The sequence below is a fragment of the Streptomyces panacea genome (genome assembly GCF_040560175.1).
Classification (GTDB): domain Bacteria; phylum Actinomycetota; class Actinomycetes; order Streptomycetales; family Streptomycetaceae; genus Streptomyces; species Streptomyces panacea.
On the sequence record NZ_JARJHW010000003.1, the window covers coordinates 25,703 to 41,991 of the forward strand.

At 70.3% G+C, this 16,289-nt stretch carries 15 protein-coding genes; 5 read left to right on the plus strand and 10 right to left on the minus strand.

From position 1 onward, the window contains the following. Window positions 1-266 precede the first annotated feature (266 nt). Both P3L51_RS01555 and P3L51_RS01560 read left to right on the plus strand, forming a co-directional pair. Window positions 267-3,767: a ThuA domain-containing protein gene (locus tag P3L51_RS01555; RefSeq protein WP_435594352.1), complete on the plus strand. Its 3,501-nt coding sequence runs from the start codon at window positions 267-269 to the stop codon at window positions 3,765-3,767. Window positions 3,768-3,831: 64 nt separating this feature from the next. Beyond that, entirely contained in the window at window positions 3,832-4,713 is an 882-nt protein-coding gene (locus tag P3L51_RS01560; protein WP_435594353.1) for a sugar phosphate isomerase/epimerase family protein, read from the plus strand. 78 nt (window positions 4,714-4,791) lie between these two features. Here P3L51_RS01560 and P3L51_RS01565 read toward each other — a convergent pair whose 3' ends face one another. The 4 genes from P3L51_RS01565 to P3L51_RS01580 all read right to left on the minus strand — a co-directional run bounded on the left by P3L51_RS01565 (window position 4,792) and on the right by P3L51_RS01580 (window position 8,262). After that, window positions 4,792-5,325, minus strand: coding sequence for a GNAT family N-acetyltransferase (locus P3L51_RS01565; RefSeq protein ID WP_354603159.1), 534 nt, complete (start codon window positions 5,323-5,325; stop codon window positions 4,792-4,794). A gap of 127 nt (window positions 5,326-5,452) precedes the next feature. Beyond that, window positions 5,453-6,334: an ABC transporter ATP-binding protein gene (locus tag P3L51_RS01570; protein ID WP_435594354.1), complete on the minus strand. Its 882-nt coding sequence runs from the start codon at window positions 6,332-6,334 to the stop codon at window positions 5,453-5,455. Continuing rightward, window positions 6,331-7,347: an ABC transporter substrate-binding protein gene (locus P3L51_RS01575; protein WP_354603161.1), complete on the minus strand. Its 1,017-nt coding sequence runs from the start codon at window positions 7,345-7,347 to the stop codon at window positions 6,331-6,333. Before P3L51_RS01575 ends, P3L51_RS01570 begins: the two co-directional genes overlap by 4 nt. Window positions 7,348-7,413: 66 nt before the next feature. Then, window positions 7,414-8,262, minus strand: coding sequence for an ABC transporter permease (locus tag P3L51_RS01580; protein ID WP_354603236.1), 849 nt, complete (start codon window positions 8,260-8,262; stop codon window positions 7,414-7,416). A 260-nt stretch (window positions 8,263-8,522) separates the two neighbouring features. Here P3L51_RS01580 and P3L51_RS01585 point away from each other — a divergent pair, with 260 nt between their 5' ends. From P3L51_RS01585 to P3L51_RS01595, 3 genes are all read left to right on the plus strand, one after another. After that, on the plus strand, window positions 8,523-9,578 hold the full coding sequence (locus P3L51_RS01585) for a LacI family DNA-binding transcriptional regulator (RefSeq protein ID WP_354603237.1): 1,056 nt from the start codon (window positions 8,523-8,525) through the stop codon (window positions 9,576-9,578). Window positions 9,579-9,595: 17 nt separating this feature from the next. Continuing rightward, a complete protein-coding gene (locus tag P3L51_RS01590; protein ID WP_354603162.1) occupies window positions 9,596-10,735 on the plus strand; it encodes a mandelate racemase/muconate lactonizing enzyme family protein in 1,140 nt (379 codons plus the stop codon). A gap of 121 nt (window positions 10,736-10,856) precedes the next feature. Further along, on the plus strand, window positions 10,857-11,006 hold the full coding sequence (locus P3L51_RS01595) for a hypothetical protein (RefSeq protein WP_354603163.1): 150 nt from the start codon (window positions 10,857-10,859) through the stop codon (window positions 11,004-11,006). A gap of 13 nt (window positions 11,007-11,019) precedes the next feature. On the opposite strand, the gene P3L51_RS01600 is transcribed toward P3L51_RS01595, so the two are convergent. The 6 genes from P3L51_RS01600 to P3L51_RS01625 all read right to left on the minus strand — a co-directional run bounded on the left by P3L51_RS01600 (window position 11,020) and on the right by P3L51_RS01625 (window position 16,192). Continuing rightward, window positions 11,020-11,547: a GAF domain-containing protein gene (locus P3L51_RS01600; RefSeq protein WP_354603164.1), complete on the minus strand. Its 528-nt coding sequence runs from the start codon at window positions 11,545-11,547 to the stop codon at window positions 11,020-11,022. Continuing rightward, window positions 11,544-12,212, minus strand: a complete 669-nt coding sequence (locus P3L51_RS01605) for a GTP-binding protein (protein WP_354603165.1) — start codon at window positions 12,210-12,212, stop codon at window positions 11,544-11,546. Before P3L51_RS01605 ends, P3L51_RS01600 begins: the two co-directional genes overlap by 4 nt. Next, complete coding sequence (locus tag P3L51_RS01610; protein ID WP_354603166.1) at window positions 12,190-12,561, minus strand: DUF742 domain-containing protein; 372 nt, start codon at window positions 12,559-12,561, stop codon at window positions 12,190-12,192. Before P3L51_RS01610 ends, P3L51_RS01605 begins: the two co-directional genes overlap by 23 nt. A 2-nt stretch (window positions 12,562-12,563) precedes the next feature. Further along, a complete protein-coding gene (locus P3L51_RS01615) occupies window positions 12,564-13,001 on the minus strand; it encodes a roadblock/LC7 domain-containing protein (protein ID WP_354603167.1) in 438 nt (145 codons plus the stop codon). Window positions 13,002-13,013: 12 nt separating this feature from the next. Further along, a complete protein-coding gene (locus P3L51_RS01620) occupies window positions 13,014-15,008 on the minus strand; it encodes a sensor histidine kinase (protein ID WP_354603168.1) in 1,995 nt (664 codons plus the stop codon). A gap of 293 nt (window positions 15,009-15,301) precedes the next feature. Continuing rightward, window positions 15,302-16,192 carry an SIS domain-containing protein gene (locus P3L51_RS01625; protein WP_354603169.1) on the minus strand — a complete coding sequence of 297 codons (891 nt, stop codon included), beginning with the start codon at window positions 16,190-16,192 and terminating at the stop codon, window positions 15,302-15,304. Window positions 16,193-16,289 lie beyond the last annotated feature (97 nt).

Sequence of the window (16,289 nt, forward strand, 5' to 3'; positions counted from 1 at the left end):
CGTCCCCACCGGCCCTTCAACAGGCCCTTCAACAGGCCCTTCGGCGGCCACTTCGGCGGGACTTTTCAACGGCAGCCGGACGCATACGACCCACCACGTCAGAAATCGACCGATCGGACGGGACGACTCCGGTACCCCCAACTCCCCTACCACAGTGGACGCTTCCGACCCATTGACCCTCCGGAAGCAGGGAACCTACGCTATGCGGCGTACTTAAGAAAGCGCTTTCTTCCCATTCGTAGCCGCCACCTGCACCGGGAGCGCCCGTGAGTAGCCGTCCACCAGACCGATCCCCCCTGCGCACCGGCCGACCGCGAAGGGCCCTGACGCCCTTCACCGTCGTCCTGGCCCTGCTCGCTCTCGTGCTCGGACTCGGGGTCGCCTCGCCCCCTCCCGCGGAGGCCGCGGCCTACCGGGTCCTGGTCTTCTCGAAGGTCACCAACTTCGAGCACGAGTCGATCCCGGCCGGGATCGAGGGAATCAAGAAGCTCGGAGAGGAGAACGGCTTCGAGGTCGAGGCGTCCGACGACGCGAGCGTCTTCAGCGACGCGAACCTCGCGCGCTTCCAGGCGATCGTCTTCAACAACACCAACTCCACGCCGGAGTCCGGCGATCTGCTGGACGCGCCCCAGCGCGCCGCCCTCCAGAAGTACATCCGCGCCGGCGGCGGCTGGGTGGGACTGCACGCCGCGTCCGCGAGCGAGCGTGACTGGGACTGGTACGAGGGGCTGACGGGGGCCATCTTCGACAAGCACCCCGCGATCCAGACCGGCCGCGTCAAGGTCCTCGACCAGGCGCACCCCTCCACCAAGGGCCTTCCGGAGCTCTGGGAGCGTTCGGAGGAGTGGTACAACTGGCGCGTCAACCCGACGGGCAAGGTGCACACCCTCGCGCAGATCAAGGTGAACGACGGCATCACCGGGCTCGACGAGGGCGTCGACCACCCGTGGTCCTGGTGCCAGAACTACGACGGCGGCCGTTCCTGGTTCACCGCGGGCGGCCATGACGCGTCCGCGTTCGCGGAGGAGAACTTCCGCAAGCACCTGCTCGGGGGCATCCAGTGGGCGGCCGGCAACAAGCCCGGCGACTGCTCCGCCACCAAGACCGGGTCCTTCAAGCGGACGCAGCTGGCGACCGACCTCTCCGACCCGTACGAGCTGGCCGTGACGCCCGACCGCCGGGTGGTCTACATCCAGCGCACGGGCAAGCTCCAGGTCCTCGACCAGTCGACCCAGGAGACCACCACCGCGCTGGACTTCGAGTACAGCCGGAAGATGACGGAGCAGTCCGACGGGCTCATCGGGCTGACGCTCGACCCGGACTTCGCGACGAACGACTGGCTCTATCTCCTGCACTCCGACAAGGAGAAGAGACAGCTGAACCTGTCGCGCTACACCCTGACGGGCAACACCGTCGACCCGGCGTCCGAGAAGCTCCTGCTGGAGATCCCGACCGACCGCGACGAGCAGCGCGCCAACGTGCACATGGCGGGCTCGCTCGCCTTCGACAAGAACGGCGATCTGTACGTCGCGACCGGCGACAACACCGACCCGTTCGTCTCCGACAACTTCACGCCGATCGACGAGCGTGCGGGCCGACAGGTGTTCGACGCGCAGCGCAGCTCGGCCAATACCAACGACCTGCGGGGCAAGGTCCTGCGGATCACGCCGAAGGACGACGGCACGTACTCGGTCCCCGAGGGCAACCTCTTCGCACCCGGCACGGCCAAGACCCGTCCCGAGGTGTACGCGATGGGGCTGCGCAACGCCTTCCGTATCACCACCGATCCGAAGGACGGGGCGCTGCTGATCGGCGACTACGGTCCCGACTCACGGGCGGTGGACCCGAACCGCGGCCCCGAGGGAACGGTCGAGTTCAACCGGGTCCCGAAGGCGGCGAACCTCGGCTGGCCGTACTGCATCGGCGCCAACACCCCCTTCAACGACTACGACTTCGCGACGAAGGTCTCGGGGGCGAAGTTCGACTGCGCCAAGCCGGTCAACGAGTCGCCGAACAACACGGGTCTGCGTGAGCTGCCGCCGGCCAAGGCCGCGACCGTCCCGTACCAGTACTCCGGCTCGCCGCTGTTCCCCGAGGTCGGCGGTGGCGGGGCGCCGATGAGCGGTCCCGTCTACGACTACGACCCCGACAACCCGTCGCCGACGAAGTTCCCCGAGTACTTCGACTCGAAGTGGTTCAACTTCGAGCTGGGTCAGAACTGGTTCAAGACGTTCTCGATCCAGCGGAAGGACCAGTCGTTCAGCGACCCGCGCTTCCCGCCGGCCAAGGCCGGGGACATCCAGTCCATCAACAAGATCTTCACGGACATGAAGTGGAACCAGCTCTTCGAGGCCGACTTCGGTCCGGACGGCTCCTTGTACGTGATCGACTTCGGGGTCGGCTCGGGCGCCGGCCGCACGGGCGTGATCAACTCGGGCACGGGCATCTACCGCGTCGACTACGTCGGTGACGGTCAGTTGCCCACCGCCAAGATCACCGTCACGTCCGACACCGGGCCGGGGCCGCGCAGCGTCAAGTTCTCCAGCGAGGGTTCCGGCGTGCCGGGGGGCAAGCCGGTGACATACGCCTGGGACTTCGACGGCGACGGCACCGTCGACTCCACGAAGGCCAACCCGAGTCACATCTACACCGACAAGGGCGTCTTCACCGCGCGGCTGACGGTGACCGGTTCCGACAAGCTCTCGGCGCAGGCCGCGCGGGAGATCACCGTGGGCAACACGCGGCCGGTACTGACGGTCCAACGGGCCCCGGACGGCGGCATGTTCAGCCTCGGCGACACGGTTCCCTTCACTGTGAAGGTCACCGACCGCGAGGACGGCAAGGGTGCGGAGATCGACTGCGAGCGCGTCACCGTCGAAGGGCGGCTGGGTCACGCGACCACGCTGCATCCGGTGCAGTCCAAGCGGGGCTGCACGGGTGAGTTCACCGTCCCGGCGACGGACGAGCACGCGGATCAGGACCTCTTCTACCGCGTCACCGCGAGCTACAAGGACGACGGCGGCGACGACCCGGCCGTTCCCGCGCTGACGGGGACCACCACGTCGAATCTGAAGACCTCCTACCGCGAGGGCGAGTTCTTCAGCGAGACCGGCGGCGAGAACGGCGGCGTCACCGTGGGCGCCCGGCCCGAGGCGTCCGGCGGCAAGCGGGTCATCGAGGTCGAGCACGGCGACTGGGTGGCGTACGACCCGGTGAATCTCACCGGGATCGATTCGGTCACCGTGGGCGCGTCCTCGGGCGGTACGGGCGGCACCATCGAATTCCGCAACGGCTCGCCGACCGGCCCGCTGATGGGCTCGGTGACCGTTCCGAACACCGGCGCCTGGACGAACTTCGTCTCACCGACGACTCATCTCAGGCCGGTCGGGGGCACGGTGAAGATGTACGCGGTCTTCAGCAACCCGGACTGGAAGCCGGGCGGCCAGGACGTGCTCTCCGTCGACTGGCTGCACTTCAACGGCCGCGGGGTCGAGAGGAAGCCGGGCACGAGCGTCACCGTCAGCACACCCAAGGAGGAAGGCGCGGCGCCGCTGTCGGCGGAGCTGACCGGGGCGGTGCAGCTCGCCGAGGGCCGGACCGTCGCCTCGTACCGCTGGGACTTCGGCGACAACACGAAGCCCACCGGCCAGCAGGGCGCGAGCGCGACCCACACCTACACACGGCCGGGCGCGTACACGGCGCATCTCACGGTCACGGACGACAAGGGCGACACGACGACGGGCGCTGTCGAGATCACCGCGCGCTGAGTCCCTCCGGGACTGATCAACGCGAACCGCATTCAAGCGAGTTGAGAGACGAGGTCACGTGAGGGTGAACGGCACACGAAGAGCGTTCCTGGGTACGGCGGCGGCGGGACTGGCCGCGGTCGGACTGGCGTCGACGGCGGCCACCGCCCAGGCGGCGGAGTCCGGCCGGCACCACGACCCGCGCTGCCGGCGGCGGATCCCGCGCTCGGGCATCGGCATGCACCTCTACACGATGCGGTCCGTCCTGGCGACGGACTTCGAGGGGACGCTGGAGCAGCTGGCGGACATCGGTTACGCGACGGTCGGCGTCAGCGGCCGTTTCGGCCGCGACGCCACCCAGATCCGCCAGGTGTTGGACGACGTCGGCCTCAAGGCGGTGCTGGAGCACGTCGGTTACGCCACGGTGGCGGGCGCCGGTCTCCAACAGGCCATCACGGACGTCCACACACTGGGCGGCGAGTGGGTCGTCGTACCGAGCCTGCCGGCCGCGATGCACACCCCCGCGGGCTACCGCGAGGCGGCGGCGGCGATGAACCGGGCCGGACGCGCGGCGCGGGAGTCGGGCCTCGGCCCGGTGCTCTTCCACAACCACGACGCGGACCACAGGGTCGTCGAGGGCGAGGTCCTGTACGACATCCTGCTCAACGAGACGGACCCCGAGTACGTGGGCTTCGAGCTGGATGTCTACTGGGCGGCGAAGGGCGGGGCGGATCCGCGCCGCCTGTTCGTGGAGGAGGGCCCGCGCTTCCCGGCGCTGCACGTCAAGGACATGGCTCCGAACGGCGACTTCGCGGACGTCGGCTCGGGCGTCCTGGACTTCGCGGAGATGTTCGAGACGGCGCACCGGGGCGGCGTACGTCAGTGGCTGGTCGAACACGACTCGCCGAAGGACCCGTTCGCCACGGCGCGCAACAGCTACCGCCATCTGTCGAGGCTGCGGTACTGAGACAGCCCTGTACGGAACACCGCACCCCCCGACGGGCCGCACGGCCGGTCGGGGGGTGCGGTGTTCTCCACGCGCCGGTCAGAGGGGCGCCACGAAACAGTGGACCTGGACCGTCCGGTCCGGACCCCAGCGCTGCTCGTCCGTCCCCATCAGCGTCCACCCCTGGCGTTCGTACAGGGCCGCCGCCGCACGGTCGGAGGTCACGACGTCCAGCACCGGACGGAGCCCGCGCTCGCGGGCCTCCCGGACCGTCCCGGTCAGCAGCAGCGCGCCGATTCCGTGACCCCGGGCCCCGGGCGAGACGAACAGCCGGCTCACCACCGCCGTCTTCTCCGGGCTGTTGCCGGTGCGCTCGCTCCAGATGCCGGGCGCGGTGTCACCGGGGCGGGCACGGGACAGGCAGACGTGGCCGACGATCCGGCCGTCGAGCAGTGCGACCCACGCGGCGCGCGACTCGGGCGGCGCGAGCCAACCCGCGGGGTCCTGGGGCCAGTTGACTGGGTACCCGTCGCTGTCGTGGACCTCGGCGAGTACGCGTACGCACGCGTCGAGGTCGGAGGCGTCGCGGTGCCTGACGGAGATACGCCTGCCGGCGATACGTTCTTCGCTCACCGGCGCAGCCAATCACAGCCGCGCGAGGCGGCCCCGGACGGGCAGTGCCGGACGGGCATCAGCCCGTCCGGCACTCGATGGCACACCCGCGGCCCGCCCCGCTCGGGGGACCGGGACCGTCCCGTGTTCAGTCCTCCGACGACGCCGCTCCCAGCAGTTCCCTGATGTGCGTCGTCGCCTCGCGGAACTCCGGCCGGGCCAGCGTCTCCACGTAGTCCCGCTCCGGCGGCAGCCCCACGTCGATGATCTCCGTGATCGTGCCGGGTCGCGGGCTCATCACCACGACCCGGTTCGCCAGGTAGACCGCCTCCGAGATGGAGTGCGTGACCAGCAGCACGGTCGTGCCGGTCTCCCGCCAGATGCGGTTCAGCTCCATGTTCATCTGCTCGCGCGTCAGCGCGTCCAGCGCGCCGAACGGCTCGTCCATCAGCAGCACCGGCGGCTGGTGCAGCAGCGCCCTGCACAGGGCCACCCGCTGCTGCATCCCGCCGGACAGCTCGTGCGGATAGGCGTCCTCGAAGCCTCCGAGGCCGGTCATCCTGATGAGTTCGTCCGCACGCGTGCGCGCCTCCACGTTCGGCATCCGGCGCATCTCCGCCTGGAGCAGGATGTTGCGCCGGGCGCTGCGCCACTCCAGCAGGGCGGCCCGCTGGAAGACGTAACCGATGTCGGGCCGCGGCCCGTCGACCTGCTCCCCGTGCAGCCGTACGTCACCGGCGGACGCCTTCAGCAGTCCGGCGACCAGCTTGAGCAGGGTCGACTTGCCGCACCCGGAGGGGCCGACGATCGCCACGAACTCGCCCATCGGCACGTCGAGCGACACATCCCGCAGGGCGGTGACGTCGCGGTCCTTCGTACGGAAGCGGACGGCGACGTCGTTCAGGGAGACGGCCGCCGCCGTGCCATCGGCACCGGCGCCGCCGCTCGCACCGCCGTCCTTGCTCAGTCTGGTCTTGCCGGACTCGCTCACGCCAAGCTCCCGGAGAGTCGCTTCCCTGGGCATCGTCATCCCTTCAGTGCCGAGCTGTCCCAGTAATCCGCCGGCGCCTTCGGGTTCTTCACGAGACCGGCCTCGGCGAAGACGTCGATGGTCTCCTGCCAGTCGGCCTCGGTGTTGAGCCCGGGAGCCTTGCCCTGGGTCGACTCGGTGTGCAGCAGCGTCATCGTCGTCGCGAACTGCTCGGTCAGTACGGCCTTCGGCGGCAGTTGCTCGGACGCGCCGTCCATCGCGGCGACCGCCGGCTCCGGCGCCTTCTCGGCCGCGGCCCACGCCTCGCTGACCGCCGTGGCCATGCGCTTGGTGAGTTCGGCGTCCTCCTTGAGGATCTTCTGACCGGTGATCAGGCCGTTGGAGTAGAAGTTGAGCCCGTGCTCCGAGAAGCGCAGGTACTCGACGTCCTTCTTGGCCTTGTCCGCCATGGTCGGGCCCTGGTCGCTCGCGTAGCCGAGCAGCGCGTCCGTCTTCCCCGAGATCACCGCGGCGATCTTGCCCGCCGGGTCGGTGTTCTGGATATTGACGTCCGACAGCTTGAGGTTGTTCTTCTCCAGGAAGATCGGGAACGTCTTGCTGAGCGCGTCACCGGCGGTGCCCGCGACCGTCTTGCCCTTGATGTCGGCGGGCGTCTTGATGTTCTGGTCGGTGAAGAACTGCACGGACGACGGCGTCGTCTGGAGCATCACACCGAGGCTCTTGACGTTGACGCCCTGGTCGACGCCGCTGATCACGGCGGGGGTGTCCGCCCAGCCGAAGTCGGTCTGCCCGGCGGCGGTCGCCTGGACGGTCTTCTGCGATCCCTGGCCCGCCCTGATCTCCAGGTCGATGCCGTGCTTCTCGAAGATCTTCTCCTTGACGCCGTAGTAGAACGGCGCGTGTTCGCCGTACGGGTACCAGTTGAGCGTCAGCGTCACCTTGTCCAGCTTCTTGCCGGAGTCGCTGGTGGTGGTCCCGCCGCCGTCCTCGCCGCAGGCGGTGGCGACCAGGAGAAGCGGCACGAGGCCGATCAGGAGTCTGCGGGAGTGCATGGCTGGCCCTTCTCGGAGGAGAGGTCTCTCGGAACTCGGAATCGGTACCGGGTAGGAACTCGGCACTCAGAACGAGGTCGTGACATTGCTGTCCCGGCGGCTGGCGTGCCAGGGCAGGAGGAGCTTCTCGGCGATCTCGACCAGGACGAACAGGACGACCCCGATCAGTGACATGACGAGCAGGCCCGCGAAGAGCATCGGGGTGTCGAGGTTGCCGTTGGCCTGGAGGATCACATAGCCCAGGCCCTCGTTGGCGCCGACGAACTCACCCACGACCGCTCCGGTGACCGCGAGCGTCACCGCGACCTTGAGACCGGAGAACAGATGCGGCAGCGAGGCCGGGAAGCGGATCTTGGCGAAGGTCTGCCACGGTTTCGCGCCCATCGTCGCGGAGAGTTGGAGCATCTCGGGGTCGACCGCCTTGAGGCCGGTGACCATGGAGATCACGACCGGGAAGAAGGCGATGAGGACCGCGATGAGGACCTTCGGTGTGATGCCGAAGCCGAGCCAGACCACGAACAGGGGCGCGATGGCGATCTTCGGTACGACCTGGGCGAAGAGCAGGATCGGGTAGAGGGTCTTCTCGACGGTCGACGAGTAGACCATCACGACTGCCGCGAGCACCCCGACGACGACCGCGATGACGAAGCCGAGCAGGGTCTCGTAGGTGGTCACCCATGTGTGTTCCCAGAGGTAACTGGTCTTGCCCGTCAGCACGTCCAGGGTCGCCCCGGGTGAGGGGACGAGATACGGCTCGACCAGCTCGGCGGCGGCGACGGCCCACCACGCGACGAAGCACGCGAGCAGCAGTACGACGGGCCGCCAGCTGGTTTCGACGGCCTTGCCGAACCGCTCCCCCGCTCCTGGCCTGTTGCGTGTGGCGACTCCCGCGATCTCTTTGGTCGGTCCCGGCATGACGCTCTGACTCACAGTGAACTCCTCGGAAATCAGGAGCGGTTACGAAGCGCTGTCCGATCCTCTGCTGTACCGGTTGCCGTACTGCCGTACCGGAAGAAGCGCTTTCAGAAAGCGCTTTCTGGTAAGGTGATCGCCACGCTAATGACTGCTTGTCCGAACGGTCAATAGGTCGTCCGGAAGTTTCCGGGCCCCGCCAAGGGCCCTGCCGCCACCGCGACTCGGGGGCCGTCTTGAGTGAACGGGAAGCACGGACGCATGTGACGCTGGACGTCGTGGCGCGCCACGCGGGTGTCTCCCTGGCGACCGCGTCCAGGGCCCTGAACGGCACCACACGCGTCCGGGACGAACTGCGGGACCGGGTGCGGGCGGCGGCGGATCTGCTCGGTTACATCCCCAACGCGCATGCCCAGGCGCTCGCCAGTTCGTCGAGCAACACGGTGGGGCTGATCTGCCACGACGTGGGCGATCCGTATTTCGCCGCGATCGCCGACGGGGTGATGCGGGCCGCCGCCGAACAGGACGTTCTGGTCATGCTCGCGAGCACGTTCCGCGAACCGTCACGGGAGATCGAGTACGTCTCCATCCTCCGCGCCCAGCGCGCCCGCGCCATCCTGCTGATCGGCTCGGGCTTCCAGGACCGCACCTGGGAACGGGCGTTGAGCGCCGAGTTGGACCCGTACATCCGCGCGGGCGGCCGGGTCGCGGTCGTCAGCCGGCACCGCAGCGTGCGCGCCGACGCCGTCCTGCCCGAGAACCGCGCGGGCGCGGCGGCGCTCGCCCGCGCGCTGCTGGCGCTCGGCCACCGGCGGTTCGCGGTCCTGAGCGGGCCGCCTGAACTCACCACCGTCGCCGACCGGTTGGCCGGCTTCCGGGAGGGGCTGGCCGAGGCGGGGATCACGCTCGACGGCGACTGCGTCGTGGAGGGCGCCTTCACCCGCGACGGCGGTTACGCGGCGGCGCGTGAACTCCTCACCCGTCCGGTCCGCCCCACCTGCGTCTTCGGCGTGACCGACGTGATGGCGGTGGGCGCGCTCGCCGCGTTCAGGGAGGCGGGCATCGACGTGCCCGCCGACATCTCGCTCGCGGGCTTCGACGACATCCCGCTCGTAAGGGAGTTGACTCCCCCGCTCACCACGGTCGCCCTGCCGCTGACCGCCATGGGGCAGCACGCCATCTCGCTGGCGCTGCGTGAGCCGCACGGGCAGCGGTCGCGCGTGCTCCGGGTGGGCGGCGAGGTGGTGCTGCGGGCCAGTACGGGGCCGCCGCCGATGGAGGACGCGGCGCAGGGGCGAGCGACGGGGGACGCGAGGTGAGGGAGGATCTGGCCGCCATGAGGATCGACCGTGTCGAGACGTTCGCCGTCGAACTGCCCACTCACCGCTCCTTCGGCGTCGCGGGCGGCTCCGTGGCCGTCGCCGGGACCCCGTCCGTCCGGATCCTGGTCCGGGTCGGCGCGGACGGGATGTACGGGTGGGGCGAGGCGACGCCCATCCCCGCCTGGACGTACGAGACCGCCGAATCGATCGTGACGACGATCGACCGCTACCTCGCGCCGGCGATCATCGGGACACCCGTCTGGAATCTGGACGCCGTCGACACCGCCTTCGACCGGGCGGTCAACCGGGGATTCACCATCGGCGCGCCCCTCGCCAAGAGCGCCGTGGACGTGGCGCTGCACGACCTGCTGGGCCGGGCGGCGGGTATGCCGCTCGGGGTGCTGTGGGGCCAACGGCGGGCGGAGAGCATTGAGTTGGGCTGGATCGTCGCGGGCCAGTCGCCCGCCGAGGTGGGGGACAGTGTCGCCGAGGGCAAGGACGAGGGGTATCGGGCCTTCAAGGTCAAGATCGGTCTGCACGACGAGGACACCGACGCCGCCGTGGTGGCGGCCGTACGTGAACACGCCCCGGACGCGCCGCTCTGGGTCGACGCCAATCAGGCGTACACGGTGCCCGTCGCCCTGCGGATGGCCCGCCGGCTCGACGCGCTCGGTGTGACGGCCTTCGAACAGCCCCTGCCCGCCAACGACATCGCCGGGCTGCGGCGGCTGCGGGACCTCTCGGCCGTGCCGGTGGCGCTCGACGAGAGCCTGCGGCATCCGAGCGATCTGGCGACCTTCGTACGGCTCGGGGCGGTCGACGTCGCGATCGCCAAGGTCCAGCGCAGCGGCGGCCTCACGCTCTCGCGGCGGCTCTGCTCGCTCGCCGAGGACTGCGGGGTGGAGCTGATGGGGTCGGGGCTCACCGAGTCGGACCTGGGGCTGGCCGCCTCGCTGCACCTGTTCGCGGCGTACGGCATCACGACGCCGGTCGATCTCAACGGGCGCCAGTTCATCGGCTCGCCGTACGCGGGCGAGACCGTGCGCGTCGAGAACGGGACCGCGTGGGTGCCGGAGGGGCCGGGCCTGGGGGTGGAGGTGGACGAGTCGGTGGTACGCGAACTGGCCGTCGACGTACTGGAACGCCGCGCCTGACGGGGTACGGGGCCGGGGCCGGGAGCAGGTACAGGAGCAGGTACGGGGCTCGGTCGCGAACGGGCTGGACCGGACGCACTCGGCGACGCCCTGTCCGCGGCTGGAGGGCCGTCCGGGCGGGGTGCATGTCCTAACGACGCTGATCGCGCTCGTCGGGGACGCGTCCGCGGCACCGGACCCGCAGGCGCTGCGCGACGCCGTACGCGTTCAAGTGTCGGTCGAAGCGGCGCTGTTGACCTTCGCCGACGGCGAGACCGTGCACGTACGGTGAATGTGACGGCCAATCAGATGATGCCGTCCTCCCTCCGGTGTATCCGCTCGGACAGCTCGGCGGCCAGCGACTTGACGGTCTCCAGCCCGGCTCTCCCCCACTGCCGGGGCCGGGTGTCGACGACGCACACCGTGCCGAGCGCGATGCCGGTGCGGTCGATGAGCGGCACGCCCAGATAGGAACGCAGGCCGGTCTCGTCGACCATGGCGTTGCCGGCGAAGCGCGGGAAGTCGCGTACGTCCTCCAGGACGAGTGCCTTGCGCCGTACCACCACATGGGGGCAGTAGCCGTGGTCGCGGTCCCTGAAGCGGCCCGTCTCGGGGGCCGGGGTGTGCAGCCCGGCGTAGAACTGCCGTTCCTCGTCGATGAAGTTGACCATCGAGTACGGCGTGCCCGCGAGTTGGGCGAGGTTCAGCGCGAAGGCGTCGAAGGCCGGCTCGGGCCACTCGCCGAGCCCGAGCAGGCGCAGCCGCCGTACCCGGTCGGGCGCGTCCCGGTCGACGGGAGTCAGGAGCAGCCGGCCGATGGGGTCGTACCTCATGACGCCGGCCCGTCGTCCGGACCGACACCGCTCGCGACGGCGGTGTCGGCGGGGGCTCCGACAGCGGTGTCGGGAACACCGGCGGCCGGAACGGCGGTGAGCAGGTGCTGTACGAGGGTGACCAGCGTCCGGATCCCGGAGCTGGCGATGCGCGCGTCGCATATCACGACGGGCACGTCCGGCCGGAGATCGATCGCCGCCCGTACCTCCTCCGCGTCGTAGCGGAAGCTGCCGTCGAACTCGTTGACCGCGACGACGAATCCGATACCGCGCTGTTCGAAGAAGTCCACGGCGGAGAACGAGTTCTCCAGTCGCCGTGTGTCGGCGAGGACGATCGCGCCGAGGGCGCCCCGGCAGAGTTCGTCCCACATGAACCAGAAGCGTTCCTGGCCGGGAGTGCCGAAGAGGTAGAGCACATGGCGCTCGTCGAGAGTTATCCGGCCGAAGTCCATGGCGACGGTGGTCGAGGTCTTCAGCTCGACGCCCGTCAGATCGTCCGTCTCCGCGCCCACCTGCGTCAGCAGTTCCTCGGTGCTCAGCGGCGAGATCTCGCTGACCGATCCCACGAAGGTCGTCTTGCCCACCCCGAAGCCACCGGCCACCAGGACCTTGAGCGCGGTGGGAAAAGGGGTGGGGAAGGAGTCAGAGCTGTCGTCGTAGACCATCGAGTACTGCCTCCAGAAGGGAACAGTCGCTGGGATTGTCGAAGTTGTGCGGTGGCCGGACGGTGACCGCGCCGCTGTCCATCAGGTCGGAGAGCAGGATCTTCGTGACGACGGCGGGCAGCCGCAGATGTCCGGCGATCTCCGCCACCGACGTCGGCCCCCGGCAGAGGCCGAGCGCCTCGCTGTGCTCGGGGCCGAAGTACATCTGGCTCGCGGCGCCCGTGGCCATGACCAGCGACATGAGATCCAGCTCCGCCGTGGGGCGGGTCCGGCCACCGCTGACCGTGTACGGGCGGATGAGCCGGCCCGCGGCGTCGTCCAGCCACGGCCCGTCCGTCGGGACCGTCACGTTCACTGCCCCGTGACGCTCGATGTGGTGCCGGCCGCCTGCCTGACCGGCGTCGCCAGGTAGGGCCTGACGCTCTTGACCAGCATCGCCATCTCGTAGCCGAGGACGGCGGCGTCCGCCTCGCGGCCGGCCAGCACGGCGAGGCAGGTGCCGGAACCCGCCGTCGAGACGAAGAGCAGGGTGGAGTCCAGCTCCACCACCACCTGGCGCACCTCGCTGGTGTCGCCGAAGCGCGCGCCGGCGCTGCGGCCGAGCGAGTAGAGGCCGGAGGCGAGAGCGGCCATGTGGTCGGCGCTGTCGGGGTCGAGGCCGTGGACGGATCTGACGAGTCCGTCGGAGGAGAGGAGTACCGCGCTGCGGGTGTACGGCACCCGTTGAACCAGGCCGCTGAGCAGCCAGTCGAGGTCGGAGACGTGGCCTGTCGGCGCATCGCTCGCCATGGTGATCTACTCCTAGTGGGGGTTGTCCCGGTCTTGGCGTCGCGGATCCGGCAGGTCCGGCACGGGCGCGGGAATGGGCGCGGGAATGGGGGATGGGGCTGCCGCTGCGGCCGGGGCCGGGGTGAGATCGGGCCCGGGGTCCCTGGTGGGCTGGGCCTCCGCGAGGCCGATGCCGCGCTGGAAGGCGGCCATCAGACCGGGATCGTGGAGCACCGGTTCGTCGTCGCCCGGCGGGGCGGGCGCGTCCCGCAGTTGGGGGACGAGGTGCTCCTGGCTGCGGCGCCTGGGCAGTTGGGGCCGGTCCATGGTGCCGCGTACGACGCCGGGTACGGAGAGGTCCGGGGACGGGTCCGGCGCGGGCGGAGACTCGGGCGGGAGCGGGCCGTCCGGCTGCGGGTGCTGTCCCGGCTCGGGCGGCCGGGGCCGCGAGAGAGAGCTGGTGCGCGCGGTGCGCTCGCCGCGTACGGGCAGCGGCCGGCGTCCCGAGGTCCGCCGGTGCGAGCGTTGCCCGCGGGGCCCCTGGGGATACGGCTGCGGGGGTTCTTCCGTTACGGGGCCGGACTCCGCCTCGTACACCCGCACCGGTACGGGAGGCGACGCCGGCGCCGTCTCCTGCACGGGGAGGGGCACGGTCCCGGGTCCGGGCGTGGATACGGGCGTGGGTAAGGGCCCGGGTGCCGGCACGGGCGTGGGCCCGGTCAGGGGCGCTCCCGGAGCGGCCTGCCCGACCTGCTGCGGCCCTTCGCCGTCCTCGGCGCCCAACAGCGCCCGCGGCAGCACCAGTACGGCCTGGATTCCGCCGTAGATGTTGGCGTGCAGCCGGACGGCGATGCCGTGCCGGCGGGCGAGGGCCGACACCACGAACAGCCCGATCCGGCCGTCCTGGAGGAGATGGGCGACGTTGACCTGGTCGGGGTCGGCGAGCAGGGCGTTCATCCGCTTCTGCTCGTCGGCGGGCATGCCGAGGCCGCGGTCCTCGACCTCGATGGCCAGCCCGGAGGTGACCTGCTGGGCCCGGAGCAGGACTTGGGTGTGCGGCGCGGAGAACAGCGTGGCGTTCTCGACCAGTTCGGCCAGCAGGTGGACGACGTCGGCGACGGCGTGGCCGCGCAGGGTGCCGTCGATGGGCGGTACGAGTTTGACGCGCGGGTACTGCTCCACCTCGGCGATGGCGGAGCGCAGCACTTCGGTCAGGGTGACCGGCCGGCTCCACTGGCGGCGCGAGATGGCCCCGCCGAGTACGGCGAGGTTCTCGGCGTGCCTGCGGATACGGGTGGCGAGATGGTCGACGTGGAAGAGACCTTTCAGCAGGTCCGGGTCCTCGACCTTGTTCTCCAGTTCGTCCAGGAGCTGGATCTCCCGGTGCACGAGTGACTGGAGCCTGCGGGCGAGGTTGACGAAGACCTCGACCTTCTGTTCGTTGCCGACGCTGCTCGACAGCCGGGACGCGTGGACGACGGCGGCAACCGCGGCGTCCTGGGACCGTTCCAGTTCCTGGGCGAGCAGGTCGAGTTCGTCGCCGACGGGAGCCCGCGCCGCGGGCGTGCGGCGCGGCGGCGGGCCCTCGCCGCGGCGGAGCTGTTCCACGACGCCGCGCAGGTCGGCCTGGGCGCGGGCGCTCGCACGGCGCAACGCGTTGCTGCGGTCGATCACGGACTTGGAGGCGCGGTCGGCCCCGACGGCGGCGGCTGTGGCCGCGACGGCGCCGATGAGCACCGCACCGACGACGGCGGCCCAGATCTCGGGGGTGGGCCGCACCCCGCCGGAGCGGATGGTGACGAGCAGGGCGAGCAGACCGCTGAGGGTGGCTATGACGGTCGGCAGTACGGCGGCGCGCAGGAGTTGGGGGCGTATCCGGGCTTCGGGCTGCGCGGGCGCGGTGGGCCCGGGTGTGGGCGGGCCCTTGGCCGGCGACGCCTTGGCCGAGGGCGCGCGAGTGCCCGGCCGGCCGTGCCGGCCGCCTTCTCGGCGATCGGGTCGCGCGGTGGGTGCGCGAAGTTGAGACATCAGCGTCCTCGGTACGTGGGGCCCCAGGCATTCGGTGTTCTGCGGCGGTGTCGTCGGTGGGTGGCGGCGGGCGGACATACGAAAGAAGCCCAGCGTTGATCACCGAGCACTCACCGTAGTTGGCGAATAGTCAGTTGTGGCGGGCAGTTGACGAACTTGCCCACAGAGCATCCCGCTCTGGTATGAGCCATCGCACAACAGTCCGAAACAGTGCAATCACCCTGAGGGCCGGAGCGGTTGCCCACGTCTCCGGCCCTCGTCCGCCCAGCGACCCCGCGCGACGGGGGCCTCGACTACTCCCCCGTGAGGATCACCGAACGGGTCAGGTGGCGCGGCCGGTCCGGGTCGAGACCTCGCGCGTCGGCGAGCGCGAGAGCCAGCCGCTGGATCCGTACGAGCTCGGCCAGCGGGTCGAGTTCACCGGCCACCCACAGCCCGCCGGTCGCGCCGACCTGCTCGGCGAGCCCGTCGGGCGCGGGGCCGAGCAGCCAGGTGGCCGTGCCCTTGGTGGTGATGCTGATCGGACCGTGCCGGTACTCCATGGCGGGGTACGACTCCGTCCAGGCGAGCGCCGCCTCCCGCATCTTGAGCGCGCCCTCCTTGGCCAGCCCGACGGTCCAGCCCTGCCCGAGGAAGGTGAACTGCGTGCAGTCGGTGATCCCTTCGGGCAGCGGCTCCGCGACGGCCCGCTCGGCGTCGGCGACCACCGAGGCGGTGTGCAGGCCGAGGTGGGCGCGGAGCAGGGTGAGCGCCGTGGTGGCGAACCGGGTCTGCACGACGGACCGCTCGTCCGCGAAGTCGAGGACGACCAGATCGTCGGCGGCCGAGCGGATCGGCGTCTCGGGGTCCGCGGTGATCGCGGTCGTACGGGCCGTACCGCGGGCGGCGGCCAGCAGCTGAAGAACCTCGGTGGTGGTGCCCGACCGGGTCAGTGCCACGACACGGTCGTAGCGGCGGCCCGCAGGGAACTCGGAGGCGGCGAAGGCGTCGGTCTCGCCCTGCCCGGCGCCCTCCCGCAGCGCCGCGTACGCCTGGGCCATGTAGTACGAGGTGCCACAGCCGACGACGGCCGTGCGCTCACCGGCCTCGGGCAGCCGGCCCGAGCCGCGCAGGCCGTCGGCCAGCTCCGCCGCCCGGCTCCAGCTCTCGGGCTGGCTGGCCAGTTCCGTCTGGACAAACGTCACGTCGGCTCTCCACTCTCGGTCTCTACTTCGGAAATGCTTGTTTCTGCATGGTAGAGCAGAGTTTCAAGCATCTTCAAGCAAACTCTTCCAGGCTCGG

Excerpts from the sequence above, each read along its gene's own strand:
- P3L51_RS01575 (WP_354603161.1), bottom strand. The coding sequence starts at position 7,347 with ATGCACTCCCGCAGACTCCTGATCGGCCTCGTGCCGCTTCTCCTGGTC.
- P3L51_RS01580 (WP_354603236.1), bottom strand. The coding sequence starts at position 8,262 with ATGCCGGGACCGACCAAAGAGATCGCGGGAGTCGCCACACGCAACAGG.
- P3L51_RS01570 (WP_435594354.1), bottom strand. The coding sequence starts at position 6,334 with ATGACGATGCCCAGGGAAGCGACTCTCCGGGAGCTTGGCGTGAGCGAG.
- P3L51_RS01605 (WP_354603165.1), bottom strand. The coding sequence starts at position 12,212 with ATGGTCTACGACGACAGCTCTGACTCCTTCCCCACCCCTTTTCCCACC.
- P3L51_RS01615 (WP_354603167.1), bottom strand. The coding sequence starts at position 13,001 with ATGGCGAGCGATGCGCCGACAGGCCACGTCTCCGACCTCGACTGGCTG.
- P3L51_RS01600 (WP_354603164.1), bottom strand. The coding sequence starts at position 11,547 with ATGAGGTACGACCCCATCGGCCGGCTGCTCCTGACTCCCGTCGACCGG.
- P3L51_RS01590 (WP_354603162.1), top strand. The coding sequence starts at position 9,596 with ATGAGGATCGACCGTGTCGAGACGTTCGCCGTCGAACTGCCCACTCAC.
- P3L51_RS01620 (WP_354603168.1), bottom strand. The coding sequence starts at position 15,008 with ATGTCTCAACTTCGCGCACCCACCGCGCGACCCGATCGCCGAGAAGGC.